Annotated in this window: 29 protein-coding genes; 13 read left to right on the forward strand and 16 right to left on the reverse strand. The window is 64.2% G+C overall.

Going from position 1 to position 23,761, the window contains the following annotated elements; all coding sequences use genetic code 11:
- Positions 1 to 289: 289 nt before the first annotated feature.
- The 4 genes from IVB46_RS24510 to IVB46_RS24525 all read left to right on the forward strand — a co-directional run bounded on the left by IVB46_RS24510 (position 290) and on the right by IVB46_RS24525 (position 2,184).
- Positions 290 to 769 carry a hypothetical protein gene (locus tag IVB46_RS24510; RefSeq protein ID WP_155795277.1) on the forward strand — a complete coding sequence of 160 codons (480 nt, stop codon included), beginning with the start codon at positions 290 to 292 and terminating at the stop codon, positions 767 to 769.
- Positions 766 to 969, forward strand: a complete 204-nt coding sequence (locus IVB46_RS24515) for a hypothetical protein (protein WP_063984017.1) — start codon at positions 766 to 768, stop codon at positions 967 to 969. The genes IVB46_RS24510 and IVB46_RS24515 overlap by 4 nt, the downstream gene beginning before the upstream one ends.
- 230 nt (positions 970 to 1,199) lie before the next feature.
- Complete coding sequence (locus IVB46_RS24520) at positions 1,200 to 1,535, forward strand: hypothetical protein (protein WP_247307015.1); 336 nt, start codon at positions 1,200 to 1,202, stop codon at positions 1,533 to 1,535.
- A gap of 28 nt (positions 1,536 to 1,563) precedes the next feature.
- A complete protein-coding gene (locus IVB46_RS24525; protein ID WP_071915165.1) occupies positions 1,564 to 2,184 on the forward strand; it encodes a hypothetical protein in 621 nt (206 codons plus the stop codon).
- Between the two features lie 59 nt (positions 2,185 to 2,243).
- Here IVB46_RS24525 and IVB46_RS24530 read toward each other — a convergent pair whose 3' ends face one another.
- From IVB46_RS24530 to IVB46_RS24545, 4 genes are all read right to left on the reverse strand, one after another.
- The gene (locus IVB46_RS24530) at positions 2,244 to 3,383 is read right to left on the reverse strand and encodes a glucuronate isomerase (RefSeq protein ID WP_247307021.1); all 1,140 of its coding nucleotides are present in this window, start codon (positions 3,381 to 3,383) and stop codon (positions 2,244 to 2,246) included.
- A 347-nt stretch (positions 3,384 to 3,730) separates the two neighbouring features.
- Positions 3,731 to 3,952, reverse strand: a complete 222-nt coding sequence (locus tag IVB46_RS24535; RefSeq protein ID WP_247307024.1) for a hypothetical protein — start codon at positions 3,950 to 3,952, stop codon at positions 3,731 to 3,733.
- Positions 3,953 to 3,978: 26 nt separating this feature from the next.
- Entirely contained in the window at positions 3,979 to 5,205 is a 1,227-nt protein-coding gene (locus tag IVB46_RS24540; RefSeq protein WP_247307027.1) for a carboxylate-amine ligase, read from the reverse strand.
- Positions 5,206 to 5,225: 20 nt separating this feature from the next.
- Positions 5,226 to 6,056 carry a class II glutamine amidotransferase gene (locus tag IVB46_RS24545; protein ID WP_247307030.1) on the reverse strand — a complete coding sequence of 277 codons (831 nt, stop codon included), beginning with the start codon at positions 6,054 to 6,056 and terminating at the stop codon, positions 5,226 to 5,228.
- 201 nt (positions 6,057 to 6,257) lie between these two features.
- Between IVB46_RS24545 and IVB46_RS24550 the strand changes: the two genes are divergently transcribed.
- Both IVB46_RS24550 and IVB46_RS24555 read left to right on the forward strand, forming a co-directional pair.
- Entirely contained in the window at positions 6,258 to 6,854 is a 597-nt protein-coding gene (locus IVB46_RS24550; protein WP_247307033.1) for a hypothetical protein, read from the forward strand.
- Positions 6,851 to 7,336: a hypothetical protein gene (locus IVB46_RS24555; RefSeq protein ID WP_247307036.1), complete on the forward strand. Its 486-nt coding sequence runs from the start codon at positions 6,851 to 6,853 to the stop codon at positions 7,334 to 7,336. Before IVB46_RS24550 ends, IVB46_RS24555 begins: the two co-directional genes overlap by 4 nt.
- 1 nt (position 7,337) lies before the next feature.
- On the opposite strand, the gene IVB46_RS24560 is transcribed toward IVB46_RS24555, so the two are convergent.
- From IVB46_RS24560 to IVB46_RS24575, 4 genes are all read right to left on the reverse strand, one after another.
- Positions 7,338 to 7,967 (reverse strand): FMN-binding negative transcriptional regulator, encoded by a 630-nt coding sequence (locus IVB46_RS24560; RefSeq protein WP_247307038.1) that lies wholly within the window; start codon positions 7,965 to 7,967, stop codon positions 7,338 to 7,340.
- A gap of 74 nt (positions 7,968 to 8,041) precedes the next feature.
- Positions 8,042 to 9,520 (reverse strand): PLP-dependent aminotransferase family protein, encoded by a 1,479-nt coding sequence (locus IVB46_RS24565; RefSeq protein WP_247307041.1) that lies wholly within the window; start codon positions 9,518 to 9,520, stop codon positions 8,042 to 8,044.
- Between the two features lie 51 nt (positions 9,521 to 9,571).
- On the reverse strand, positions 9,572 to 10,168 hold the full coding sequence (locus IVB46_RS24570; RefSeq protein ID WP_247307044.1) for a redoxin domain-containing protein: 597 nt from the start codon (positions 10,166 to 10,168) through the stop codon (positions 9,572 to 9,574).
- Between the two features lie 52 nt (positions 10,169 to 10,220).
- Entirely contained in the window at positions 10,221 to 11,978 is a 1,758-nt protein-coding gene (locus tag IVB46_RS24575; RefSeq protein ID WP_247307047.1) for an MOSC and FAD-binding oxidoreductase domain-containing protein, read from the reverse strand.
- 176 nt (positions 11,979 to 12,154) lie between these two features.
- On the opposite strand from IVB46_RS24575, the gene IVB46_RS24580 reads away from it, so the two are divergent.
- The 5 genes from IVB46_RS24580 to IVB46_RS24600 all read left to right on the forward strand — a co-directional run bounded on the left by IVB46_RS24580 (position 12,155) and on the right by IVB46_RS24600 (position 15,072).
- The gene (locus IVB46_RS24580; RefSeq protein WP_208071012.1) at positions 12,155 to 12,535 is read left to right on the forward strand and encodes a nuclear transport factor 2 family protein; all 381 of its coding nucleotides are present in this window, start codon (positions 12,155 to 12,157) and stop codon (positions 12,533 to 12,535) included.
- Between the two features lie 453 nt (positions 12,536 to 12,988).
- Positions 12,989 to 13,462 (forward strand): TerB family tellurite resistance protein, encoded by a 474-nt coding sequence (locus tag IVB46_RS24585; protein WP_247307051.1) that lies wholly within the window; start codon positions 12,989 to 12,991, stop codon positions 13,460 to 13,462.
- A gap of 2 nt (positions 13,463 to 13,464) precedes the next feature.
- Complete coding sequence (locus IVB46_RS24590) at positions 13,465 to 13,827, forward strand: hypothetical protein (protein WP_247307053.1); 363 nt, start codon at positions 13,465 to 13,467, stop codon at positions 13,825 to 13,827.
- The gene (locus tag IVB46_RS24595; RefSeq protein WP_247307055.1) at positions 13,824 to 14,459 is read left to right on the forward strand and encodes a TerC family protein; all 636 of its coding nucleotides are present in this window, start codon (positions 13,824 to 13,826) and stop codon (positions 14,457 to 14,459) included. The genes IVB46_RS24590 and IVB46_RS24595 overlap by 4 nt, the downstream gene beginning before the upstream one ends.
- Positions 14,460 to 14,493: 34 nt before the next feature.
- On the forward strand, positions 14,494 to 15,072 hold the full coding sequence (locus IVB46_RS24600; protein ID WP_085404852.1) for a TIGR00645 family protein: 579 nt from the start codon (positions 14,494 to 14,496) through the stop codon (positions 15,070 to 15,072).
- A gap of 16 nt (positions 15,073 to 15,088) precedes the next feature.
- Here the strand turns inward: IVB46_RS24600 and IVB46_RS24605 are convergent, their stop codons facing one another.
- The 3 genes from IVB46_RS24605 to IVB46_RS24615 form a co-directional block, all read right to left on the reverse strand.
- On the reverse strand, positions 15,089 to 16,057 hold the full coding sequence (locus tag IVB46_RS24605; RefSeq protein WP_247343662.1) for a helix-turn-helix domain-containing protein: 969 nt from the start codon (positions 16,055 to 16,057) through the stop codon (positions 15,089 to 15,091).
- Between the two features lie 176 nt (positions 16,058 to 16,233).
- The gene (locus tag IVB46_RS24610; RefSeq protein ID WP_247343665.1) at positions 16,234 to 16,794 is read right to left on the reverse strand and encodes a DUF2478 domain-containing protein; all 561 of its coding nucleotides are present in this window, start codon (positions 16,792 to 16,794) and stop codon (positions 16,234 to 16,236) included.
- A 68-nt stretch (positions 16,795 to 16,862) separates the two neighbouring features.
- A complete protein-coding gene (locus tag IVB46_RS24615) occupies positions 16,863 to 18,272 on the reverse strand; it encodes an aldehyde dehydrogenase family protein (RefSeq protein WP_247307069.1) in 1,410 nt (469 codons plus the stop codon).
- 183 nt (positions 18,273 to 18,455) lie between these two features.
- On the opposite strand from IVB46_RS24615, the gene IVB46_RS24620 reads away from it, so the two are divergent.
- Both IVB46_RS24620 and IVB46_RS24625 read left to right on the forward strand, forming a co-directional pair.
- Positions 18,456 to 18,833, forward strand: coding sequence for a hypothetical protein (locus IVB46_RS24620; RefSeq protein WP_028159380.1), 378 nt, complete (start codon positions 18,456 to 18,458; stop codon positions 18,831 to 18,833).
- A 156-nt stretch (positions 18,834 to 18,989) separates the two neighbouring features.
- Positions 18,990 to 19,976, forward strand: a complete 987-nt coding sequence (locus IVB46_RS24625; protein WP_039150086.1) for a cysteine synthase A — start codon at positions 18,990 to 18,992, stop codon at positions 19,974 to 19,976.
- 46 nt (positions 19,977 to 20,022) lie between these two features.
- Here the strand turns inward: IVB46_RS24625 and IVB46_RS24630 are convergent, their stop codons facing one another.
- From IVB46_RS24630 to IVB46_RS24650, 5 genes are all read right to left on the reverse strand, one after another.
- Positions 20,023 to 20,397, reverse strand: a complete 375-nt coding sequence (locus IVB46_RS24630; protein WP_063984001.1) for a winged helix-turn-helix domain-containing protein — start codon at positions 20,395 to 20,397, stop codon at positions 20,023 to 20,025.
- Positions 20,398 to 20,542: 145 nt separating this feature from the next.
- Positions 20,543 to 21,754 carry an MFS transporter gene (locus IVB46_RS24635; protein WP_085404941.1) on the reverse strand — a complete coding sequence of 404 codons (1,212 nt, stop codon included), beginning with the start codon at positions 21,752 to 21,754 and terminating at the stop codon, positions 20,543 to 20,545.
- A 118-nt stretch (positions 21,755 to 21,872) separates the two neighbouring features.
- A complete protein-coding gene (locus IVB46_RS24640; RefSeq protein ID WP_028159377.1) occupies positions 21,873 to 22,316 on the reverse strand; it encodes a cupin domain-containing protein in 444 nt (147 codons plus the stop codon).
- A 25-nt stretch (positions 22,317 to 22,341) separates the two neighbouring features.
- The gene (locus IVB46_RS24645; protein ID WP_247307073.1) at positions 22,342 to 23,142 is read right to left on the reverse strand and encodes an alpha/beta hydrolase; all 801 of its coding nucleotides are present in this window, start codon (positions 23,140 to 23,142) and stop codon (positions 22,342 to 22,344) included.
- Positions 23,143 to 23,184: 42 nt separating this feature from the next.
- Positions 23,185 to 23,733: an NAD(P)H-dependent oxidoreductase gene (locus IVB46_RS24650; protein ID WP_071915146.1), complete on the reverse strand. Its 549-nt coding sequence runs from the start codon at positions 23,731 to 23,733 to the stop codon at positions 23,185 to 23,187.
- Between the last annotated feature and the right edge of the window lie 28 nt (positions 23,734 to 23,761).

Here is a 23,761-nt window from a genome sequence, read left to right on the forward strand (position 1 = left end):
CAGTGCTGGTCCGGACGTCCCGGCATGCGCATTCACGGATCATGTCGTGCAGACGCAACAGGAGGGATGGAGAGATGTTCCTAATCCGATGGAGAGATGTTCCTAATCCAATGGATGCAGCCCGCAGTCGGCCATTGACGTAGATCGGAGGCAAAGGCGTGGTTTCTCGGGACCGCGCACTGGTGAATGTCATTTGCGACACCATATCCAGGATATCACCCGCACAGACATGACAGGCGCCGGTGACAGAGAGACGCTGCCGCGCTCCCGCCACAACCGGAGGCGCGCATTGAACGTTATCTCCTATCCCCTGCATCTCTGCCGCAAGTTCGATCGCCGCTGGAGCGCGAAAGCGGTTCAGGACGAGACACAGCAATCCCCGTCACAACGGCCCAACGGCTGTACCGCCTGCGGGCGAATAGTGGCGGCTCCCTTGCATGCGACCTACTTGCCCACCGGGAACTTCGTCAATCAGTGGCGGTGCCCTGTGTGCAAGAACTCCTGGCAGACCTCTGCCGATGCCACGAGCAGCACTGATATCCAATTGAGCCAGTCCGAGCATCTTCGGCAGAATGCCGGGCACTGCCTGACGCTGGAAGACACCGCTGCCAACGACGCGGCGCGCAAGCAGTTCAGGAGCATGGGCGATGCCTGGCTCGCTCTCGCGGAGACGCAGGAGTGGCTCGATGGCGCGACGCCGCCGGTCTCGCGACCGCAGCCGCAAAGCGCTGATTTGATTCCGATGCCAACGCAGGGGCGTTCGTCATGAATGAGAAGCGCAACCGCGTGCGTCAGGCGGATTCACTTGCCGAGCGTCTCGCAGCTGATGCACTGAGGCTGCGTGAAGAGGCCTCGCACCTTGAACCCGGCCCAGAGCGGGATGCGCTGCTGAGCAAGGCACACCGGAACAAGATGGCTGCCGATATCAACTCCTGTCTGACCGCTCCGGGACGCCGCTTGCCTGGATAGCCAGCGCAGATCTCGAGCCCGAGCTTTCACCGTTTGCCAATAGTAACGAACCACCAAGGGTCCGATTGGACGTTTGGCGTGAAGCGCGCGCTGACTTGCAGTCATCCTCATGGTGATGACGTGGATGATATTCTTCAGAACCTGAGCGTGAAGGAGATGTCACAGCGCGAGACGTAGGAACTAAAGCCCTGATGGGGGCTTGGCTCACTCCTTAGACACTGGAGACCATCATGAAGCGCCCATCATTCTTCGTTTGTATTTCTTTATTCGCGGCGGCCACCGCCTTCGCAGCTACTCCGGCCTCGGCGCAAAATCCACCGGCGCAGTCCGGACCGAACAACAGCGCGGTCAACAGCGCGGGGCAAAACAACTCCGACGCTCCTGTCGCAGGTCGCAACAGCTTCACCGAAGGACAAGCCAAGTCGAAGATCGAGGATGCCGGCTACGCCAACGTCACCGAGCTGAAGAAGGACGACAACGGCGTTTGGCGCGGCCATGCCAGCAAGGGTGGATCTGCCACCGCGGTCAGCGTCGACTTTCAAGGCAACGTCAATTCGGCCAAGTAAGCCATTAAGCAAATAAGAAGGACACACAATGACCGTTACAATTTCTCGTCTTTACGACAACTACAGCACTGGGCAGCAGGCGGTTCAGCGTCTCGAAGCTGCCGGCGTGCCGCATTCGGACATCAGCATCGTCGCCAATAATTCGGACAGCTGGTTCAACACCGACAAGAAGGTGGACCGTGACCGCGATGGCGTCGACGATCGCGCCGAAGGTGCCGGCAAGGGCGCCGGCATCGGTGCGGGCGTGGGTGGCACTGCCGGCCTTCTCGCCGGTCTTGGCCTCCTCGCAATCCCCGGCCTCGGACCCGTCGTTGCGGCCGGTTGGCTCGCCGCGACCGCGGTCGGCGCGGCCGCCGGAGCCGCAACCGGCGGTGTCGTCGGAGCGATGACTGAGGCCGGCATTTCGCGGGAAGATGCGGACTCCTACGCCGAGGGCGTGCGTCGGGGAGGCACGCTGGTGTCGGCGCGGGTCGCAGATGCCGATCGATCCCGCCTTGACGCGGTCCTGAACGAGTCGTCCGTCAATTTGCGTGACCGCAGCGCCGCCTGGCAGAAGACCGGATGGAAGTCGTTCGATCCCGCCAGCAAGCCCTACGGTGCGGACGAAGTTCGCAAGGAGCGGCAGCTCTACGGTGGATCGGTGCGTTAAGGATCATTGCGCCAATGAGATCGCGACGGCCCGCTTCGGCGGGCCGTCTTTTCGTGCGGCTACGCGTACAAATATCCGACCGGCTTGCCCTCGGTGCGCAGGGGGCGGACGTCCTTGTGCGTGATGATCTGGCCTGCGAGGCCGTCGATCTCGTCGCGCTGGGTCGGCGTCCAGCCGCGAAGCTCGTTCATGCCCTTAAGAAGGCCGAGCCGGAGGACTTGCGTGTTTTCGCCGAGGCCGACGAGGCTGATCGAGCTCTTGCCCGCCGTCACCACATCGCCAGCCGCAAGCTCGAACACCTCACCGGCCTTGTTCTTGAATTCAGCCGTGCCGCGAATGACGCGGTAGATTGCGACCTCGCCTTTGGCGAAGCAGCTGGCGTCTGTTGTCGTCGATGTGCTCTTGGGCAGCAGCGACTGGCCGGGTGGGTCGGTTGCGATGATGTGGCCGGTGACGAGATGGCCGCTCGGCACTTCGATGCCGATGTCGCGCACGTACACCGGCAAGGCCGATTTGATCGGACCGTCGACGAGTGGCTTGAACAACGCATCCAGCGCGAGGGGATCTTGAAGCCAGAAGCCCGCGTCGGCCGGCCGGTTGTGCAGCGGGTGGCTCCAGGCCACGCGCGGCGTCTCGGCCTCGTTGATCTGGTCCGGACCGACGATGGTCGGATTCGGAAAGGTCGTCGGATCGGTCACGAAGGCTTCGAGAAATTTGCCGGAGTAGCCCATCGAGATCGGATCGGGTACCACGGTCTGCGGCGTCTTCAGGTTTTCTTCGGTCGACAGTCCCGACCAAGTGTAGAACAGCTGGCGGTGGACGATCGCGCTTTGCAGCATCACCGCGCCGGGGCCGACATTGTAGAAGCGCCCGTCGTAGTCGAAGGTGAAGGCGCCCGAGGTGACCAGCACGAGCTGAAAGCCGCCTGGCGGAAGATGAAGATGGAAATCGGTGGGGCCGGTGTCCGGGCGGTAGATCGGCAGGTTCGTCGCGACTTCGTGCAGGAGGAAAGTTTCGTTGTTGGCGTGGAAGCCCTCGTTCGCACGGTTGTAGAGGGCTTGCGGCCGGTACGTCGGCTCGAACCTGGCATTCCTGTCGCGATCGATCGCCACGAAATCCTGAGCGTTGAGGCGTAGCGGCGCGCCGTTCGGATGGGTGAGGCCGGTAAATTTGAGATCGCCGGCGGCATGCACGTTCATGGCACTCTCCGATCTTTGCCGCTCATCCGGTCTCCGGGCGCACGCATCTTGCTGCGCCAACTCGTGGGAGCAGGGAATCAGGCCTGACGCTGCCTTGCGAATTCTGGGCCAGTCGAGATGCAGCACGATGCGCGGGCTCGGCGGCCCCGCACGGCGCGATGAAAAATCGAGATCGCACCTGAGGTTAGACGGCGCGTCAGGCTGGCTTGCCTGGGCCTCATCGCCGAGCCCACAACCCCGGCGACGGGGCGCGGTTTGTCTAATTTGTCGGCAAGCCCCGGCGCGGGCGTGCAGCCGCGCAGGTCGCGTCGATCAGCAAAGGCCGGCGGCCGGGCATGTGAAACCGCTCATTCGAACGGCTGACGGGTGATCCGCTCGGGCTTGCCGATCGGGCTGTCCGCCCACTTCGCCATGTCCACCGTTCGCGCGTCGATGCCTTCGCACCAGAGGCAGCTGAGCTCCGCGCGGCCCTTGGCCGAAAGCAGCGGTACAAGTCCGTGGCCGCAGCCAGCGCAAGACGTGACGCGATTCACGCGTTCCTCCAGGATCACCGAATTCAGGAGCGACATTGTCGTTCGCCAAGCTTGCGCGGGCGCTATGACGGCGCACGAACGCTTCCGATCGGAGCGCTCGCGCCCGAGATCGTCGAGGCTGCGATCCAGCGCGAGACCGCCCCGATGTCCTCCGCATTCTCGCGATAGGCGCGAAGCTGGAATTCCGCCGAGCTGCCACGCTCCAAGATGGTCCGGCAGTGCTCGACCTCGGCGGCGCAGTTCAGCGCGGCTGCGTCCTCGGCGACGTCGTCGACGATCCGGGCGAGCTGCTCCGAGATGGTGACCGGCCCGTCCTTCGAGGCAAAGATGCAATCGGTGCCGTAGCGCTGCGCCCGCCATTTGTTCTCGACCGCAATCGCGCGTTCGACCACCGTGACCTCCTTCGATCGATGCGGCCGCAGATAAAGATGGCGCGTCAGGCAGCGATAGAGCGAGGCGATGGCAACGGCGTCGTCGATGAAAGTGCAGGTGTCGGGCGCGCGAAGCTCGAGGGTCGGATGCCTCATGGACGGCCGCATCGCCCACCAGATATGGCTCTCGTCGGGAATCACGCCGGAGCGTTGCAGCGCGCCGACATATTCGTCGTAGTCGTGCCTGGTTTCGAACAGTTCGGGCAAGCCGGTGCGCGGCAGCTCGGAATAGGCGGCAAGCCGGTAGCCCTTCAGCCCGGTCTTGTGGGAATTCCAGAACGGGGAGGAGGCCGACAGCGCGATGAACAGCGGCAGATGCGGCAGCATCGCCCGCATCACCGCCATCCGCTTCTCGGGATCGGGCAGCTGGACGTGCACATGCATGCCGCACATCATGTTGCGGTGGCCGATGCTGCGCAGATCCTCGATCATCTCCTCGTAGCGCGGCTTCGGACTCGGCTGCGACATGCGCCAGACCGCGGTCGGATGCGTGCCGCAGGCCATGATGACGAAGCCGTATTGCGCGGCGACATTGGCGACCTCGCGGCGGAGGAACCGCAGCTCTTCCCGGGCGTCATTGACATCGACGTGAACGTTGGTGGCAACCTCGAGCTGGGATTGCAGCATCTCCCGCATCGCCTGGCCGCCGGTGGACCAGTTCACCGACTCGAACAGGGCGTTGGGCGTTTCGATCGCGACCTCGAAGCTGCGACGATCGGCGAGGAAGTATTCCTCCTCGATGCCGAAGGAATATTCAGCCGCCTTGCCGCGTCCGCCGGCAGAGCGGATGACGAGGTGCTGCCTGTCATCGGAGGAATCGAAGCGCAGCAGTTTCAAAACGTCTGAAGCAAATGTCATAGGGCCACCCGGCAGTGGTATTACCTGCGGGCAATAATCCGCCTGACACGGGCCGGTTCCGCGTCGGACCCACCGGAAATTGCAAGGTCGAACGGAACAATTTTCACGGTTTCGGATGCACGCGCGACCAGCGCGTGATTCGGCGGCACTTCCGTCCAGTCCGTTTCCTTGTCGAACGGCTCGGACACGACGACGACCTGGCCGCCGCCGGCCTCGCGATAATAGAGCGTGTTGGTGGCATCGTTGACCGCGACGCGAAACGCATAGAGATCCCGGCCGTTTGCGATCGCGCTGGTGAAACGCAGGCGCTCACGAAGCTCGCCCTCGTTGACCAGGCTCACGAGCGATTGCAGCACGGCTTGAGTTGCGCCAAGGGGATCGCCGTCGAGTCCCGCGCCCATCATGGCGAGGAACACGGCCTCCGAATCGGTCGTGCCCAGCCGCGAGGGGTAGTAGGCATCGGGGATCAGCGCCTCGACCTTGCGCCGCAGGCGATTCCAGCTGCCGACGAAGCCGTTGTGCATGAACATCCACTGGCCGCAGGCGAACGGATGACAATTCTGCCGCGTCACCGCCGTGCCGGTGGCGGCGCGCACATGGGCGAAGAACAGATGCGAGCGCAGATGGCGGCAGAGGTAGCGCAGGTTCTCGTCCGACCAGGCCGGACGGGTCTCGCGGTAAAGGCCGGGCTCCGGATGCTCGCCATACCAGCCGAGACCAAAGCCGTCGCCGTTCGAGCCCGCCGTCGACTGCAGCGAGCGGATGCTCTGTGCGATCAGCGAATGCTCGGGCTCGGTGACATAAGGTTCGAACGAGGTCGTCTCGCCCCGGTACGCGATCCAGCGGCACATGCGGCCTTCCTGTCAGGATGTGGCGTAAGGTTCACCAACAAGATCGCCTGTGTTGGGTTCCCGGCGATGTGTTCTGCAAAGTCCGGATCATTTCTGCGGCGTGTTTTAGACGTTCATTTACCCTGCATTGCGGGAACCCGCGCATTAATACATCTCTTAACGCCGACACGGTTAGGTTGCCGCGAATTTTGAGTGCGCATCATGAGCCGATTTGTTCTTTTCACCTGCATGGCGTTCGTCTCCACGTTCGTGGGCGTCTCCTGGGCGATGCGCGGATTTCCGGTGTCGCACGTTTCGCTGGTCGGTGAATTGAGGCCCACGCTCAGTTCCTCGTTCGGCGATGAGCGTTCAAAGGCCAAGCAGCGGAAGGATTGGGAAGCGGAGCACACCCTGCAAAGCGACAAGGACCCGAAGCAAGACGCACTGCGGATGGACGCATTGCAGGCAAGCACCGCTTACGCGATGTCGCCGTGCGACGACACCATGAAGGCGAACCTGAGGGCGGCTACGGAGGCCTATGCGCGGGGCTGGGTGAAGATCTACGACTGCCCAAATCCGAGAATGGGCATGTTCTGCAGTGAAGAGAAGCGCGATCGGGCGAACGCCGCGTATTCCACGCCGCTGGATGTTCGCGTCAAGGCGCAGCTGGCCGAGGCGTTCAAACAAAAGGGCATCGTCAAGGAAGACTTCCCGGAGGATATCCGCGACGTCGTTCTCTGGTTCACCGGGCCTGGTATGTTGTTTGATCCGTCTCCGGTATGCTTGCCACGGCAGCAGGCGTCGGCGAGCTTCAAATGAGCCGCGCCTGGTTCATTGTCTGGGCGCTTGTCATCTGGCAGGTCGCCGCCTGGGCATTCGCTCCGCAGAAGACAACCCAGCAACCAGCAGCACCGGTCGATGGTCCGGGTTATGGCTCCAACGAGGAGATCTTCGTGGACGGTCGCGCAGGCTTGCGCCGCGAGACCGCTCTGGCGTTCGAGCGCCCTTATGGATCGCGTTGCGCGGGAGAGGGGCGGAAGCAATTCGTCGCCCATATCGACTACTACTATTATCGTCGTCAGAACGACATGGAACACTACCCCAAGATTTTCGGGAAAGCCGGGGCAGACTACATCGCCAAGCAATGGTCGACCGGAGACGACAAGCGCTTCGAACGCCTGACGCAGGAAGCCTACGCGCAAGGCTATCTTGCCCTATCGGATTTCGGTGACGTCGGGCGCAAACTGGCGGAAGCCGTTGTGAGGGGCGAGCGCGTCGTCGCGCATTCCTGCGCAAGCTGACTCAGGTTGGCAGCGGGATCAGCGCTGCGACCTCGCGATCGCCGTGGTTCTCGCTTGCGGCGAGACCCTGCGCGACGCCGACCCGATCGGCCTCAGGGCGGTTCTGGCTCATCTTGCGCTTACCTTCGAACCGCACCACGGGGATGCGCACGCCGACGATCCCTCGCAGCTGCGCGGCGATGAAGTCAGCGGGCGCGTCACTGACCGCCCACGGCTTTGCGCGCGCGCCTTCGTGCTTTTTGGTCAGCCGCGTCACGGCCTCGAGCAGGCGCTCCGGCTCCTGGAAGAATTCCACCGGACCATAGGCGTGCACGGCGACGTAATTCCAGGTCGGCACCACCTTTTCCGTCTCTTGCTTGGTCGCATACCAGGACGGCGTCACATAGGCGTCGGGGCCATTGAAGATGGCGAGCGCATCGCCGATCGGCGGCAGCTTCCATTGCGGGTTGGCCCTGGCGACATGCCCATAGAGCACGCCGTGCTCGCCTTCGCTCTCGTCGAGGAAGAGCGGCATGGGCGTGGCGACCGGGCCCTCGGCAGTGGCCGTCACCAGGCTGGCGAGCCGGGCGCCACGGATGGTCGCGCGGATGCTCTCGATGTCGTCGTCCTTGAAGGCGGGCGGGATGTACATGGCGTGTCTCCGTTCTCGATGCGGAGATAGCCGAAATCTGGCCTATACGAAACGGCCAGTTTTACGTGATTTAATCAGTCCAGTTCGGCGGCGGCCTGTGCGAGAAGCTTGCAGCCTCTCTCGATCTGCGCGATCTCCAGCGCCGAATAGCCCATGACGAGACCGACGGTCTTCCGCGTCCGGCTCGGCGTCCGGCTTGGGCCGACCAACAACGCAGAGACGGGATAGATGCCGACGCCCTTCGCGCGAGCCGCTCGGATCAATGCATCCTCGTACTTCTGCGGCAGATCGTCGAGCCACGCCACCACGTGCAGGCCCGCCGCCGTGCCCTCGATCCGGACGCGATCTCCGAACCGGCGGCGCAACGCGCCGATCAGTGCCTGCTGACGCTCGGCGTTACGCCGGCGCACGCGCCTGACGTGGCTGTCATAGGCGCCGCTTTCGAGCAACGAAGCGAGAGCGTGCTGTTCGATCAGCGGCGTGTGCCGGTCCATGATCTGCTTGGCGGCCGCGAACAGGGATCGCAGCCCGGCGGGCACGACCAGGTAGCCGATCCGCAAGGTCGGGGAGAGCGTCTTGGAGACGGTGCCGAGATAGATCACGTTGTCGCTGCCCTCCAGCGCATGCAGCGGCGGGATCGGCTTGGTGTCGTAGCGATACTCGCTGTCGTAATCGTCCTCGATCACGTAGGCGTCGTGCTTGCGTGCCCAGGCGAGCAATTGGTGCCGGCGTCCGATCGGCATGACGCCGCCGAGCGGATATTGATGCGACGGCGTCACATAGGCGAGCCGGGCCTCGATGCCGTCGAGCCGCGCTGTCTCCAGTCCATCGGCGTCAACGGGGATCGGCACCGTCTCGGCGCCCGTCGCCGCGAGCGTGTGCCGCGCCATCTGATAGCCGGGATCCTCCATCACGAAGCGGTCGCCGGCATCGAGCAGGAGGCGCGCACAGATGTCGAGCCCCTGCTGCGAGCCGTTCACGACAACGATCTGATCGACCTCGCAGCGGACGCTGCGCGATCGCCACAGATAGCCCTGAAGCGCAGTCCGCAGCCGCAGCGCGCCGCAGGGGTCGTCATAGGCGAGCCGCTCGGGCTTGCGCGCCATCGCCGCCGTCACGGCCTTCTTCCATGCCAGCACCGGGAAATCCGACGGCGAGAGCTCGCCATAGCGGAAGTTGGCGATGAGCCCGCGCGGCGGCTCGATCCAGCGCGGCGGGTCCGACCGCAGCCGCTCGCCGAAGGCCGACAGAAGCGGCTTGCGCGCCGAGGGCCGCGATGCGGCGCGTGCGCGTCCGCGTTCGACGACGGCGCGGGCAACGCGCGGCCGCGCGCCATGGCGTGTCTCGATGAAACCTTCGGCGGCGAGCTGTTCATAGGCGACGGTCACGGTCGAACGCGCCACGCCCATCTCGCCGGCAAGCGCCCGCGACGACGGCAGCAGGCCGTCGATGCCGTAGACCCGCGTCAGAATCTGATCCCTCAGGGCTTCGTAGATCTGGCGCGCGCCCATGCGGCCGGCGCGATCGCCGGGAGTCGTCTTCATCTGGATCATCCACATTCCTGGCTCGGCATTCGTCCGAACGGACGATGCCGGAATGTGTTTCTAGTCCCGTTCGCCGAGAGTTTCGACGTAAGCCTTGCCGTAGGGATAAAAATGCTCCTTGTGGCCCTGATCCCAGAGGGCCTTCAGCCCGGGCGCGGTGATGTCCCAGTCCGGACGGCAATTCATGCTGACGGCTCGGAGATCCTGGCGCAGCTCTTCGACGGTCGGGCGTCCGAAGAACCAGTAGCCGTTATAGATCTTGTGAACGCGCAGGCCGGGCTCCAGCACGATGACATGCGGGATCATCGGATTGTGGACGGGATCGGTGTATTCGGCGATGTCGAGATCCTTCTGAACGATCCGCCGCGAATCCGACAGGAAAGGCCAGTGCGCGCCGACGCCGCTGCGATATTCGTTGGTCTGGGTGATGTTGTCGGTGGTGATCGTGGCCAGCCGGCAATAGCCGACCTCCATCTCGCGATGGAGTTGCAGCAGGCCTTCGGCCTGGCGGCGGTCCTTCGGACAGAAGCCGCCGCGGCCGAGAACGAGCACCATCGGATCGCCACCCTGGAGCTCGGAGAGCTTTCGGTGCTTACCGGTGTGGTCGCTGAGCTCGTAATCGGGGAAGGTTACTCCCGGCGTCATGTCAGGTCGCATTGAACTCTCCCATGTCTTCGAACTCTCGCATGTCCGGCGTGAGTGCCGACACTCACAGATCGATCACGACGTCGCCCTGGGGCCGTGAACAGCAGATCAGGACATTGCCGTCCGCTGGTGCGTCGAGCGGATCCGGCGCGTAGCTGACGGATCCGGCCACGAGCCCGCTCTCGCAGTTGTGGCAGACCCCGGTGCGGCACGACCAGCGCACGGGAACGTCGCACGCTTCGGCGAGCTCAAGCAGGCTGGCATATGACGGTCCCCAGCAAACATTGAGGCCGCTGCGGGCGAACGAGACCATCGGGCCCGGGCCGGTTGCGCCGGCCGGCAAGTGCGCCCGCTTCTGCGGGGAGGACGCTATGCCGGGTGTCAGGGATGGTCCCGCGCCGAACATCTCGGTGTGAACGCGATCCGCTGCGATGCCGAGTCCGGCAAGCCCGCGCGAGAGATCGGTCATGAACGGTGCCGGCCCGCACAGATAGAAATCGCCGTCTGAGGGGACGCCGAGGGTTTCAAGCACCCGGAGGTCCAGATGTCCGATCGAGTCGAAATCCACATCGAGACGATCGCCCGGGTCGGGCGCGCTGTAGCAGACATGGCTGTGATGGTGGGCCAGCCCAGTCAACAGCCCACGCACCTCGGCGGCGAACGCATGTTCGCGACCGTTGCGGGCGCCGTGCAGCCACCAGACCTCTCGCGTCGATGCTTCCGCGGCGAGCGCGTGCAGCATCGCAAGCACCGGCGTTACGCCGATGCCGGCACTCAGCAAGACAACGGGCCGTGCATCTTGCCGCAGTGTGAAACTTCCGCGTGGCGCGCCGATCTGCACGGCGTCGCCAATTTTGACCTCGTCGGCGACATATTGGCTTGCCGCGCCGTGGGCTTCGCGCTTGATGCTGATGCGCCAGGACGCGGCATCGGAACGGCTCGACAGCGAATAGCTGCGCGTCATCGCCGGTGCAGTGGAGGTGCCGAGCCGTACGGCGACGAATTGCCCGGGCAGGGCGGCGGCGACGGGATGTCCGTCTGTGGGTTCGAGGATCAGCGAAGTCACGTTGCCGCTTTCGGCGATCTTGCGCGCTACGCGAAACGGCCGGAAGCCGCGCCAGGCCGGAGGCGGGCTCGACGCCGGGCCGAGCCCGGCGTTTCCCGCCGTCGTATCCTTGCGCTGCTGCTCGAGCAGCGCCTCGAAGGAATGACGCCAGCCGCCGCTCAGCGCCGGAATTTTCAGCGCGCGCTCCAGGCCGTCGCGCGGGTGGGGCGGCAGGTAGAGCAGCGCATTAATCTCGGACACGCTCATGCGTTCGGGGCCATCAGCGATCTGCGTGATCTCGTCGCCGGCCTCGACGTCGCCTTCCTCGATCACACGAAAATAGAAGCCGGGCCGGCCGTGCCTGACAAGCAGCGCGGCCATGTCCGGCTCCTCCATGCGAATCCCCAGCCGGTAGCAGGTGACGCGTGGCTGCGTCACCTCGAGCAGGGCAGAGCCGATCCTGTAACGGTCTCCGATGCAGACGTCCCTGTCGGCCAGGCCCTCGACGGTAAAATTCTCGCCGAATTGACCTTGGACGAGGTTCGATCGACCGAGGTGCTCCTGCCAGTATTGATAGGACTCCTGCTGGTAGACGTAGACGGCGCGCTGCTCGCCGCCATGACCGGCGGTATCGCCCTGGCCATCGCCGTCGATGTTGAGCCGGCGCACCCTGCGCGGACCACTGACGGGCGTCTTCCAGACGCCGGTATGAACGGTCCTGCCTTGCCACGCGATGTCGCGCGGCAGGCCGACATTGACGGAAAGCAAACGGGCCATGGGGTTCCCCGGTGTGACGGGCGCGGCTCTGGCGGTTTCCAGGTCGCGGCAATGCCAATCTGCATCCATGTCGGAATTTTGGCCCGTTAGTCGTTGTTAGACGTTGCTAGACAGTCTTGTCGCCGGCTGTCCGCGCCCCGATCTGGGGAGCAGACACCGCAAGACGGGAGATCGCGATGGATGATCAGGCGATACTGGCGGCCCTTCAGCGCCATTGGGCTGCGTCGGACGCGAATGATTTCGAGGCCGAACACGACATCTACCGCGAGGACGCCGTGCTCGACTATCCGCAGTCCGGCGAGCGCATCCGCGGCCGCAGGACGATTCAGGAGAGCCGGTTCGTGCAGCCCAACAAGAAGCGCTTCACGGTCCGCCGGATCGTCGGCGGCGGCGATCTCTGGGTGAGCGAGTTCGTGCTGACCTATGACGGCGTGCCGTCCTATGTCGTCAGCATCATGGAATTCCGCGAAGGACTGGTGGCGCACGAGACGCAATATTTCGGCGAGAGGTTCGATCCCGCACCGTCGCGCGCGCATCTTGTCGAGGTCGTGAGGTAGGTTGCGCGTCAAACGGCGGTCTCGTGCCCCGGACGCAGCGTAGCGCCTCTTCGGCGGTGCGCTGCTGAACCGGGGCCCATATTGCGGCGGAATGCTTGGCCTTCTGGGTCCCGGCTCTGCGCAACAACGCGAAGGGCGTTGCAGCGCGTCCGGGACACGGAGAGACGCGCACTATTGCTTAACCACATCCAGCAACACGGAACCCGATGCGGCGGCTGGTCGCAGTCTTGTTGCCTTGATTCCGGCCCACCCATCTTTATGTCTGGAGCGAACAAGAATCCGGGCCCCTCTGGCGAGGACGCCGACCATGTCGGCAAAACCTCGCGATGTCGGATGACCTGTCCCGCGCGAATGCGATGGATCGGCCGATCGTCGGGCCTTCTCGAGTTCTCTCCGACTCAATCGTCCCCATCGCAGCCCCGCGCGGTCATTTCGCAACGTAAGGGAGCTACGATGTCCGACGCCGCCACTTCAAATCCGACCGAGATCGAGATCACAGAACCGTCCAGGCTGAACGAGCAGGCTGCGGTCGCGTTGGTGATCGCCGGCGCGCTCGTCGCCGTCGCCGACCGGCGCGTTTCGCCGGTCGAGCGCGACGAGGTGATCCGCTTCATCAGGGATCGCGGACTGGCGCCGCACATGAGTGACGACCGGCTGTTTGCGATATTCGACGAACTGGCGGAACGGCTCGAGGAGCCCGACTTTGCCAATGTGGTGATCGACACGTTGCGTCCGGTCTCGGACCTGCCGCTGTCGGCCCATTTGATGGAACTGTCGGAGCGCGTCGCGGCTGCGGACGAGGACGTGCATCCCCATGAGGTGCAGGCGATCAAGCTGTTGCGCCTGCTGACGCTGGTGCTGCCGCGCGCAAAGCCGGTGGCGCCGGGCAGCGCAGGCGTTGAACGGCGCGCCGCCGCGCAGGAGTGAGCATGAGCACAGCATCGGACGAGCGTACGACAGGAAACCTGGTCACCACCGGCCAGATGGCCGGTGGCGATCCGCGTCTCGACAAGCTCGTCCGCCGCCTGCCGCCGCGCATGGGCGACACCGTCACCTATCTGCTGAAACCGTCCAGCCGCTGGGTGAGGATCCCGTCGGGCGCGCTGCTCATTGTTGGCGGCGTGCTCTCCTTCCTGCCGGTGCTCGGAGTCTGGATGCTGCCGCTCGGCCTCGCATTGCTCGCCGAAGACGTCCCCGCGTTGCGCGCCTCGCGCTCCAAGGTCCTTGACTGGGTCGAGCGGAAGAAGCCGCAATGGCTCGATCCGTCCGCATCGAAAAATGATCAATCATGACTGAATTCATCACCGCCGACGCGCTGACCGCGCTGCTCCAGGTCATCCTGATCGACCTCGTGCTGGCCGGCGACAACGCCGTCGTCATCGGCCTTGCCGCCGCCGGCCTGCCGGCCGAGCAGCGCCGCCGCGCCATTATCGTCGGCATCGTCGCCGCCACAGCCTTGCGCATCGTCTTCGCCGGCGTCGCGACCCAGCTCCTGCAGGTGATCGGCCTGCTGCTCGCCGGCGGCGTGCTGTTGCTATGGGTGTGCTGGAAGATGTGGCGCGAGCTGCGCGAGCAGTCCGCGCACACCGAGCTCGCGTTGAGCCACGGTGGCAGCGCGGGCAGCGCACCGGCGTCGCGCAAGACCTTCGGGCAGGCGGCGTTGCAGATCGTCGCCGCCGACGTCTCGATGTCGCTCGACAACGTGCTCGCGGTCGCAGGCGCCGCGCGCGAGCATCCCTACATCCTCGCGTTCGGACTGTTGCTGTCGGTCGCGATGATGGGCGTCGCCGCCGATCTGCTCGGCCGGGTGTTGCAGAAGCAGCGCTGGATCGCCTATGTCGGTCTCGCCATCATCGTTTACGTCGCCTTCGAGATGATCTATCGCGGTTCGCTCGAACTCGCGCCCGTCATCGCGAGTCTCTGAGGCGACAATTCCTGCCTGCAATCCGGAGTGATCCATGACGCCTGAACCCAAAGCACCTTCGGCGCACGCCGGGCCGCGACCGAAAATCGGCCCATTCGCCCAGCTCATCTTCGGCTCGCGCTGGCTGCAAGTGCCGCTCTATGTCGGCCTCATCGTCGCGCAGGGCGTCTATGTGCTGCTGTTCCTGAAGGAGCTCTGGCACCTGGTCGCGCACTCGTTCGACGCCAGCGAGCAGCAGATCATGCTGGTCGTGCTCGGACTGATCGACGTCGTCATGATCTCGAACCTGCTGGTCATGGTGATCGTCGGCGGCTACGAGACCTTCGTCTCGCGCCTGAACCTGAACGGCCATCCGGACGAGCCGGAATGGCTGAGCCACGTCAATGCCAGCGTGCTGAAGATCAAGCTCGCGATGGCGATCATCGGCATTTCCTCGATCTCGCTGCTCAGGACCTTCATCGAGGCCGGCAATCTCGGCACCACGCGCAGCAATTTCACCGAGTCCGGCGTGATGTGGCAGGTGCTGATCCACCTGACCTTCATCATTTCCGCAATCGGTATCGCCTGGGTCGACCGCATCAGCGAGAGCGGGCACCGCAAGGGTCACGCCTGAGGGGCGATCCGCGCTCTCAGGCGCCGATGGCCAGATGCAACGGACGCCGTCCGCGTGCCAGCGTCTCGGACGGCGCTTCGCCGAAGGCCAGTCTGTAGCTTCTTGAGAAGTCGCCCAGGTGCCAGAAGCCGTTGCCGAGCGCGGCGGCCTTGACGGTCAAGCCATCGCCCCCGGTCATGAGCTGGACGCGAACGGCCCACAACCGTTTGAGGCGCAGATAGTGGTGCAGGCTCACGCCGTGCACCGCGTGCGTCGCGACCTGGAGCGTGCGCACGGACACGCCGAGCGCGGCGGCGAGGTCGTCGCTGTAGAGCGGCTTGCTGCCGAACAGCGCAACGACGTCGTCGAGATGCGCGATCAGCTTGCGGTGCTTGTCGAATGAACCGGGGCGGGCGCTGCGTGCGCCTGCCGGCAGCAGGGTGGCGTCGAGGCCGGCGAGCAGCGTTTCCTGGATCGGGCGGTAGAGCGCCTCGAATTGCCGGGGATCGTTGCATGCCGACGCCAGCGAGAACATCTCCACGATAGCCGCGCGCAGGCGCGTCATCGGCTCGTCCTGCGTGCGGACATAGGCGAGGCCTGTGTCGAAATCCGCCCAGCCGCGATGGCGCATGTCCGAGTTGAAGCGCAGCATCAGGTAAGTGTTGGGGTGATGCTCGATCGCCTTGACGGGGGCTTTGCCGCGCATGACGGCGATCATCGAACTATCGACCTCGCGGCCATTGGCGATGGAGTGAAAGGTCAGGGGAACAACGAGGCCGACGCCGTTGTCCGTGCCGATCTCGGCTTCAAACCGCCGTGCAAAGGAGCGCTGGAGCACGAAGAGCCCGTCGCGGAGTGGCAGGATGGCGCGAGACAGCGAGAATTCCCGCGGATGGAGCGGCGTGCTGGTGCCGAGACCGAGCACCTCGTTGGCGCGAAATTCGTCGAAGTCCGAGAAGCGCTCGACGCCGAGGACGCGCGATGGCTTTAGCCGACGGACCGGCATTTTGGGAACCCAGGGCATGTCGGGGTGAGCGGGTTGAATCCGCACGAGCGTATCAGAGGCCCGACCGTCGGCCATATTCCGGGAAACTACTGCCTGCGCAGCGGCGACAGGGGAAGTCGGCGCGCTGCTGTGAGGACTTCACGGACAAGTACGCGAGTCCGGCAGGCTCAGATCGTTCACTTCAGAATTTCGCACACCGTAGGATGTGATCCGACGTCAAGCCGCGCGTTGCTTATGGAGATGCTGCGCCACCACGCCTCCAGCGCGTCGCGCTCGCAGCCGAGCCTGACGCTCATGCCGCCGGCGAACTTGATCCAGTCGGCGAAATGGTCTCTGCCAACCGCGATCACCACGGGAATGTCGGCGTCGAACGCGCGTCCGATCAGATGAGACAGGCCCTTGCCGTCGCGCTCGCGCTTGCCGAAGCGGTTGATGATGACGAGATCTGCGCCATGCGAGAGGGCGTCCGCGATCCGCATCCCCGCATTTTGCAGCCGCGCGAGATCGAGGCGGCAGCCGCGCGCGGCCGGATCGAAATCCTGCGCGAGCAGAAGCGTCTCGCCGCTGTGCAGCAGCACGGCCGACAGGCTCGAATCCGCGCATTGCCCGGCCTGAACCATGCCGACGACGCGACAGCCACGCGCATTCAGATCCGCCGCGAAGTTGCGCAGGACCGCGTCGGGGTCCTGATGCGCCTCGTAGACGAGGGCGGCGAGGTCGCATTGCGCATCGAACATGGTCGGCCTCTGCTTCGTCGCAAAGAGAACGGGGCCGCGGCGGTTTTGCCGCGGCCCCGGATGTCGGATCAGGCCGCCGGCGGGCCGTTGATGATCTGGAGCTGGGTGAATTCGGCGAGGCCTTCCTCGGCGAACTCTGTGCCGATGCCCGACTGCTTGGCGCCGCCGAACGGGATGTGCGGGGCCATGTCGAGGTGCTTGTTGATCCAGACCGTGCCGGACTCGAGCTGCGTTGCGACTTCGTGCGCGCGCTTGACGTCGGACGACCAGACCGAAGCGCCGAGGCCGTAGGTGGTGGCGTTGGCGCGGCGGATCGCATCGTTCTTGTCGGAATATTTGATCAGCGGCAGCACGGGGCCGAACTGCTCCTCGTCGACCAGCTTGGAGCCTTCCTGGATGTCGCGCACGATCGTCGGCTCGATGAAATAGCCGGGACGGTCCATCGCCGAACCGCCGGCGACCACCTTGCCGTTCTTGCGCGCGTCTTCGAGGAACGTCTTCACCTTCTCGTACTGCATCTTGTTCTGCAGCGGCCCGAGCTTGGTGCCCTGCTTGGCGCCGTCGTCGACCACCGTGCTCTTGGCGATCGCGACCAGCTCGTTGCAGAGCTCGTCATAGACGGACTCGTGGACGTAGAGCCGCTTGATGGCGAGGCAGACCTGGCCGGAGTTCTGGAACGCGCCCTCGAAGATGCCGGGAGCGACCTTCTTCGGGTCGACATCGTCGAGCACGATACCGGCGTCGTTGCCGCCGAGTTCGAGCGTGATGCGCTTGAGCGTCTGCGCCGCGCTCGCCATCACCTTCTGCCCCGTGGCGGAAGAGCCGGTGAACGAGATCTTGCGGATATCAGGATGCTTGGTCATCTCGCCGCCGAGATCGTTGGCGTCGGTGATGAAGTTGAGAACGCCCTTCGGCAAGACGTCCTTGATCAGCTCGGCGAAGCGCAGGGTCGCGAGCGGTGTGGTCGGCGCCGGCTTCACCACCAGCGTGTTGCCGGCGAGCAGGGCCGACGGCAGCTTGAAGCTGAGGATCAGGAGCGGATAGTTCCAGGGAATGATGGCGCCGACGACGCCGAGCGGGCGGCGATAGGCTTCCACCTTGCGGTCACCGGAATCCTCGATTACCTTCATCGGCAATTCGAGCGAGCTGAGGTAGCGGAAGAACGCGGCCATGCCGAGGACTTCGCCAGTGGCGTCGCCAAGCGGCTTGCCTTGCTCGCTGGTGAGGATGTGGGCGAGCTCTCCCGAATTGGCCTCGATCACGTCGGCCATCTCGTTCACGAGCTTGCGGCGTTCCACCATCGGGGTCGCGGCCCAGGCCGGGAAGGCGGCCTTCGCCGCGGCGACGGCGGCATCAAGCTGCGCCTTCGAGGCACGCGGGCACTGCGCCAGCACCTCTTCGGTCGCGGGATTGAGAACCGGCATGGTCTGGTCGCCGGGCACCATCTTGCCGTCGATGAGAAGATTGTAGTCACTCATTGGCTTTGCGCTCCCTTGCAGAAACAGGCCGTTCGGGGCCTCGTTATATCGAACTATATATCACGGCTTCGCCGGGCCGACCATGGCGGCCGGTTCGATCAATTCCAGAAAAGCAGGGCTGGACGCGGGTGGACATATCGATATATCGTGATGGATATAGCGAACCGCGTTCCGGGACTGGCGATGGAAATCAAGGTGAGGCAGCTCACGACCTGCGAGGTGGCGTCCGACGGCGGCGCGATCTCGCTGGGCTTCGAGGATCTGGCGGGCAACCCCGCCGCGGTCAGCGTCTCGCTCAACCAGGTCGGCGCCCTCATCATGACGCTGCCCGGGCTGCTCGAGGCGGCGCTGAAGGCCCGCTACGGCGACCAGAGCCTGCGCTACGCCTATCCGCTGGCGTCTTGGGCGATTGAGCAGGCGACCGACACGACCCAGCGCATCATCACGCTTCAGACCGAGGACGGCTTCAAGGTGCGCTTCTCGATCCCGAAAGCCGAGCAGAGCCTGCTCGGCGAAGCGCTGACCCAGCCGATGCCGGAAATGTCGGTGCGGCCGAACTAGCGGCTTGGGCCAAAGGCGCAAACAAAACACCGCCTAAGAATGGAATTGCCGATTGGGCCGGTCGAGCGCTGGAAATGTTGCACGCCTCGCCTGAACTAGAGAATCGCTTTGCCTGTTCGCCAGCCTAAAGTTGCGGGCGGGTAGAGGTGGCAAGCGATGAGCGATGTTCGAACGGGTTTCCTGGACGCTATCGGCAACACGCCATTGATCAGGCTACGAATGCCGTCGGAGGCCACGGGTTGCGAGATCTATGGCAAGGCCGAATTTCTCAATCCCGGCGGCTCGATCAAGGATCGCGCGGCGCTGGCCATGATCAACGATGCCGAACGATGCGGCAAGCTTGGGCCAGGAGGCGTCATCGTCGAAGGAACAGCCGGCAATGTCGGAATCGGCATAGCGCTCGTGGCGAATGCACGCGGCTATCGAAGCGTGATCGTGATGCCTGACACGCAAAGTCAGGAGAAAAAGGACATGTTGCGGTTGTGCGGTGCCGACCTGCGCCTAGTGCCGGCCGTACCCTATTCCAATCCAGGTCATTACGCGCGCTATTCCGGCCAGCTCGCCGAGGAGCTCGGTGCCTTCTGGGCCAATCAGTTCGATAATGTCGCCAATCGGGAGGGGCACTATCGCACGACCGGTCCGGAGATTTGGCAGCAGACGGATGGAAGAATCGACGGCTTCACATGTGCCGTCGGGAGCGGCGGTACCTTGGGTGGGATCGCGCGGGCCCTCAAGGAGCGAAATCCCGGCATCAAGATTGCGCTCAGCGATCCCATGGGGGCCGCTCTCTACAATTGGTTCACCAAAGGGGAACTGACGACAGAGGGAGACTCCATCACCGAAGGGATCGGGCAAGTCCGTGTCACCCGGAACCTCGAAGGCACGCCCATCGATACGGCATATCAGATTACGGACGAGGAAGCCTTGCCTGTCCTGTTCGACCTGATCGAGCACGAAGGACTGGTGTTGGGCGGCTCAAGCGCGATCAATATCGTTGGAGCCATGCGACTTGCGCGCGACCTCGGTCCAGGCAAAACCATCGTGACCATCCTCGCGGATGGCGGACAGCGTTATCAATCCAAGCTGTTCAACCCGGAATTCCTGCGCAAGAAAAATCTGCCCCTGCCACGCTGGATGCGATAGCGAGCCGCCAGCGGCCGGGCTGCTATCCGTCCATGCGCTCGCCCGTTCACGATTTCCGCGAACGGCCGATGTCACTCCTGAGCGCTTCCAGCTCCTTGTGCACGGCGCGCGCGGCGTCGCGTTCGATCTTGCGGTAGCGCGCGACAAGCTTTTCGCCGAACGGCGTCAGCATCGCGCCGCCGCCGTTCTTGCCGCCGGCCTGCGGCTCGACCACCGGATGTCCGCAGATACGGTTGATCTCGTCGACGAGGTCCCAGGCACGCTTGTAGGACATGTCCATGGCGCGGCCGGCTGCCGAGATCGAGCCTTGCTCGCGGATCTGCTCCAAAAGCTCGATCTTGCCGGGCCCGATCCGATCCTCGCCATCGAGGTCGATGCGCAGACTGAGCTGGGGAAGCGATTTGGCGCTCGCGCGCGGCATGACGGGGTCTCTTGGGGCACTTGCATGCGAGATTGCCACTCTTGCCCGCCGCGGACAAGGTGAGGGCGCCTGATTTCCCAAAAGATGGTCCTTCGTCGAGGTCCCCAGAGCACGGGCTTCAGCCCGTGCCCTTGATCGCTGCATCTTATTCCGCGGGGCTTCCGACCACCGCGCCCTGACTGACGTCCTCGCGGGCGAGGATCATCAAAAGGCCGACGATGATGAGCTCGACCACCGCGAAAGCAATGAAGGCGCCGGTGAACGAGCCGGCCGAGGCGTTGATGATGGCGCCCATCATCCAGGGCGCCACGAAGGCCGAGAAGATGCCAAATACCTCGGCGTATCCAATCGCGGCCGGTGCGAGCGCGTCGGAGTATTTTTCGCTGAGCAGGGCGAAGATAGCGCCGCCGCCGAGAAGCGCGATACCGCTGAGTGCTGCAAACAGCACCAGCATCGAGAACGACATCGGTGTGACCACGCTCCACAGGAACATCAGCGCGGTCAGGAAAGCGAGACATGCGGTGAGTTTGATCATGAAGGGCTTGCCGAGTCGATCGGACATGTAGCCGCCAATCACCAGGAATAGCACCTGCGACAACCCCATGACGGTGCCAATGACAGCGCCGGCTTCCGGCGGCATGTGCTGTACTGTGATGAAGGCCGGCACCACCCAGGTGGCGGTGCCGGCGATCGCGAAGGTGCAGGCCACGATGCCGAAGCCGCCGACCGCGATCCATTTCGAGCGGAAGATCTCACCGAGCGGCAGGTGCTCCTGCGGTGTTTCGTTGCCCCAGGTGAAACCGTCGATGCCGAGCTCGCGCGGATTGTTGCGGACGACGAGTGCGTCGACGGCTGCAACGAGCAGCGTGCCGATTGCCAGCACGGCGAAGAAGGTCCGCCAACCGGTCGCAATCGTCAGGGGAATGCCGAGCGCGAAATCCATGGTGATGGCGAGGCTGTAGGCGGCGAGGATGATGCCTACCACCGAGCCACGCCGACTTTGCGGAAACCAGCCGAAGATCAGCTTCATGTTGCCGATGAAGATGCCGGCGTCGAAGAAGCCGATCACGAGCCGGAGCATCAAGAGCTGTGTGTAGCTTTGTACGAACACCTGGAGCACCATGCCGATACCAGTGCCCGCAAGCCCGATCAGCAGCATGTTGCGCGCCGTCATCGACCGGCTGACCGGAGACCACACCACCATGCCGATACCGTAGGTCAGCGCAAAGATGCCTTGCGCAAGCCCAGCCTCGGCGGGATTGAGCTTGAGGCTCTCGGAGACGAAGGGCAGTACGGCCGCGAAGGCATACCAGTCGGCGGCGAGAAAGATCTCGCAGAGGATGGCGAGGGCCAGCATGCCTTTTTGCCACCGGGCTATCCGACGGCGGTCGTTCTCGGAGATGGACGTCCAAGTTGTTGTCAGCATGGTCATCATCGGTTCTCGCGGTTTGCGTGTCGACGGAATCGGCGTGGCCTCAGGCGGGCGGCGGCAGGAAGTTGACCTCGTGTTCGGCGGCACGTCGCACGACCTCCTGCGGATCGGGGAGATTGTGGATGCGCTCGAACAGCTCTTTCAGCGAACGCGTCGGTGCGACCCAGAACAGGCTGGTGGCGGTTTCACCCGACTTGTTGAAAATGCCGTGGGGGATGCCCTTGGGCATGCGGACGAGGTCGCCGGCCTTGGCGACAAAGTCCTTGCCGTCGAGCCAGAGGTCGTAGCGGCCGCTCAGCACATAGACGAATTCATCCTGGGTCGGATGCACGTGCGGCGGCACGAAGGTGCCATCCGGAAACACGGCATGCCAGGCCATCGACGCCTCGGAATGCTGCTTCAGCGTGTAGGTCTGGCCCAGAATGTTCCAGATGACGTTGCCAAAGCCTTCTTTGGCAGGGGTCACGCCCGGAGGCATCTCGATCATGGTGGTGTCCTCTGTTGTGTGCGGATCAATCGGCGAGAAAATCGGTGACGTAGTGTGCAGAAGACGGCGTTTCCTCGAACACGAGATGACCGGTCGCCGGCACCAGCGTCACGCGTGCGTTGGGGAGCCCTGCTTTCCAGGCATCTGCCTGGGCGGTCGGGCGCAAACGATCTGCGGCCCCCCAGAGCACCAGCGTCGGCATCGTGATTCGATGCAGCCAGTGCGCGAGCTTGGGATTGCCCTGCGGTTCGCTGCGGATCAGCTTGGCAAAGCCCGTGACCTCGCGTCCAAGCCGGGCGTCGAAGGCCGGATCGGGCGCCTTGGGAAAGTAACGGAGTGCCGCGGCCGGATCGTGCGCGAGATAGGCTGGCAGTTCTTGCGGTGCGATCTCGAACAATCCGGGCGCAGGCGCGCTTCCGACCACAAGACCGGCGGGCGCAACCAGTACCAGCTTGCGGACCCGATGCGGCTGACGGATCGCGAACTCCGCGGCAAGCCATCCGCCGAGCGAGAACCCGGCGAGGTCGAACTGCTCAAGGCCAAGCTTGTCGAACAGATCCATGTAGTGAAGGACGTGATCCTCGACGGTGTCGATCGTCTCGGCGTCGCCGGAATCGCCAAAGCCCGCATGATAGGGGATGATGACCGTGTGCCGCTTCGCCCAATCGCGCGCCATCTCGAAGCCGGTGAAGGTGCCGGTGCCGTGCAGGAACACCAGCACCGGGCCGCTTCCGATGCTGTGAACGACGGTCCGCACGCCGTTGATCGTATGTTCTGCGCGGGAGAAGCCGGTGAGATCGGGTGAGGGTTTGACGGTATCAAGCATGGTCGTCTCCGGTTGAAGGCGGCAGAGCCGGGCGTTGGTGAGTCATGCGGCGGCTTCCTGGCGACCGCTGAGAAGTGAGGCGAATTGTTCGACGGCGTTGGCGAGCCGCGCGGCCGTCATTGGTGCGAGCGGCTCGCCTGGTACGATCTCGCCGCTGCTGGCGTAGATCGCCGTCGAAACGGTGCAGGCTTCGAAGAAGCCGAACAGCGGGCGGAGCTGGTGCTCGACCACCAGCGAGTGGCGCAGGCCGCCGCCGACCGCGGTCAGCAGCACCGGGCGGTTGCGCAGCACGCTGGGTTCGATCAAGTCGAATACGTGCTTGAACAATCCGGGATAAGAGCCCTGGAACACCGGGCATCCGATCACGAGGCCGTCGGCCTGTTCGATGGCCTCGACGACGGCGCGCGCGTTGTCATCGAGTGCAGTCCGGGTGAAGCCGGCGATGCCGCAACCGGCGTCGACAAGGTCGAGGACGGTGGTCTTCAGTCCATGCTGCGCCTGAAGATCGGCGGCGACGGCTTCCACCAGCATGCGCGACTTCGCCGGGCGCCAACTATTGCCGCAGAAGCCAACGATGCGGGATGTCCTCACCTCGACGCCCTCGTGTCTGGTCGCTTGC

The sequence above is a fragment of the Bradyrhizobium sp. 61 genome (assembly GCF_023073075.1).
Classification (GTDB): Bacteria; Pseudomonadota; Alphaproteobacteria; order Rhizobiales; family Xanthobacteraceae; genus Bradyrhizobium; species Bradyrhizobium barranii.

What these genes read in the sequence shown, in the direction of transcription:
- IVB46_RS24515 (WP_063984017.1), top strand. Translation starts at nt 766, where the DNA reads ATGAATGAGAAGCGCAACCGCGTGCGTCAGGCGGATTCACTTGCCGAG.
- IVB46_RS24520 (WP_247307015.1), top strand. Translation starts at nt 1,200, where the DNA reads ATGAAGCGCCCATCATTCTTCGTTTGTATTTCTTTATTCGCGGCGGCC.
- IVB46_RS24525 (WP_071915165.1), top strand. Translation starts at nt 1,564, where the DNA reads ATGACCGTTACAATTTCTCGTCTTTACGACAACTACAGCACTGGGCAG.
- IVB46_RS24530 (WP_247307021.1), bottom strand. Translation starts at nt 3,383, where the DNA reads ATGAACGTGCATGCCGCCGGCGATCTCAAATTTACCGGCCTCACCCAT.
- IVB46_RS24535 (WP_247307024.1), bottom strand. Translation starts at nt 3,952, where the DNA reads ATGTCGCTCCTGAATTCGGTGATCCTGGAGGAACGCGTGAATCGCGTC.
- IVB46_RS24540 (WP_247307027.1), bottom strand. Translation starts at nt 5,205, where the DNA reads ATGACATTTGCTTCAGACGTTTTGAAACTGCTGCGCTTCGATTCCTCC.
- IVB46_RS24545 (WP_247307030.1), bottom strand. Translation starts at nt 6,056, where the DNA reads ATGTGCCGCTGGATCGCGTACCGGGGCGAGACGACCTCGTTCGAACCT.
- IVB46_RS24550 (WP_247307033.1), top strand. Translation starts at nt 6,258, where the DNA reads ATGAGCCGATTTGTTCTTTTCACCTGCATGGCGTTCGTCTCCACGTTC.
- IVB46_RS24555 (WP_247307036.1), top strand. Translation starts at nt 6,851, where the DNA reads ATGAGCCGCGCCTGGTTCATTGTCTGGGCGCTTGTCATCTGGCAGGTC.
- IVB46_RS24560 (WP_247307038.1), bottom strand. Translation starts at nt 7,967, where the DNA reads ATGTACATCCCGCCCGCCTTCAAGGACGACGACATCGAGAGCATCCGC.
- IVB46_RS24565 (WP_247307041.1), bottom strand. Translation starts at nt 9,520, where the DNA reads ATGATCCAGATGAAGACGACTCCCGGCGATCGCGCCGGCCGCATGGGC.
- IVB46_RS24570 (WP_247307044.1), bottom strand. Translation starts at nt 10,168, where the DNA reads ATGCGACCTGACATGACGCCGGGAGTAACCTTCCCCGATTACGAGCTC.
- IVB46_RS24575 (WP_247307047.1), bottom strand. Translation starts at nt 11,978, where the DNA reads ATGGCCCGTTTGCTTTCCGTCAATGTCGGCCTGCCGCGCGACATCGCG.
- IVB46_RS24580 (WP_208071012.1), top strand. Translation starts at nt 12,155, where the DNA reads ATGGATGATCAGGCGATACTGGCGGCCCTTCAGCGCCATTGGGCTGCG.
- IVB46_RS24585 (WP_247307051.1), top strand. Translation starts at nt 12,989, where the DNA reads ATGTCCGACGCCGCCACTTCAAATCCGACCGAGATCGAGATCACAGAA.
- IVB46_RS24590 (WP_247307053.1), top strand. Translation starts at nt 13,465, where the DNA reads ATGAGCACAGCATCGGACGAGCGTACGACAGGAAACCTGGTCACCACC.
- IVB46_RS24595 (WP_247307055.1), top strand. Translation starts at nt 13,824, where the DNA reads ATGACTGAATTCATCACCGCCGACGCGCTGACCGCGCTGCTCCAGGTC.
- IVB46_RS24600 (WP_085404852.1), top strand. Translation starts at nt 14,494, where the DNA reads ATGACGCCTGAACCCAAAGCACCTTCGGCGCACGCCGGGCCGCGACCG.
- IVB46_RS24605 (WP_247343662.1), bottom strand. Translation starts at nt 16,057, where the DNA reads ATGCCGGTCCGTCGGCTAAAGCCATCGCGCGTCCTCGGCGTCGAGCGC.
- IVB46_RS24610 (WP_247343665.1), bottom strand. Translation starts at nt 16,794, where the DNA reads ATGTTCGATGCGCAATGCGACCTCGCCGCCCTCGTCTACGAGGCGCAT.
- IVB46_RS24615 (WP_247307069.1), bottom strand. Translation starts at nt 18,272, where the DNA reads ATGAGTGACTACAATCTTCTCATCGACGGCAAGATGGTGCCCGGCGAC.
- IVB46_RS24620 (WP_028159380.1), top strand. Translation starts at nt 18,456, where the DNA reads ATGGAAATCAAGGTGAGGCAGCTCACGACCTGCGAGGTGGCGTCCGAC.
- IVB46_RS24625 (WP_039150086.1), top strand. Translation starts at nt 18,990, where the DNA reads ATGAGCGATGTTCGAACGGGTTTCCTGGACGCTATCGGCAACACGCCA.
- IVB46_RS24630 (WP_063984001.1), bottom strand. Translation starts at nt 20,397, where the DNA reads ATGCCGCGCGCGAGCGCCAAATCGCTTCCCCAGCTCAGTCTGCGCATC.
- IVB46_RS24635 (WP_085404941.1), bottom strand. Translation starts at nt 21,754, where the DNA reads ATGCTGGCCCTCGCCATCCTCTGCGAGATCTTTCTCGCCGCCGACTGG.
- IVB46_RS24640 (WP_028159377.1), bottom strand. Translation starts at nt 22,316, where the DNA reads ATGATCGAGATGCCTCCGGGCGTGACCCCTGCCAAAGAAGGCTTTGGC.
- IVB46_RS24645 (WP_247307073.1), bottom strand. Translation starts at nt 23,142, where the DNA reads ATGCTTGATACCGTCAAACCCTCACCCGATCTCACCGGCTTCTCCCGC.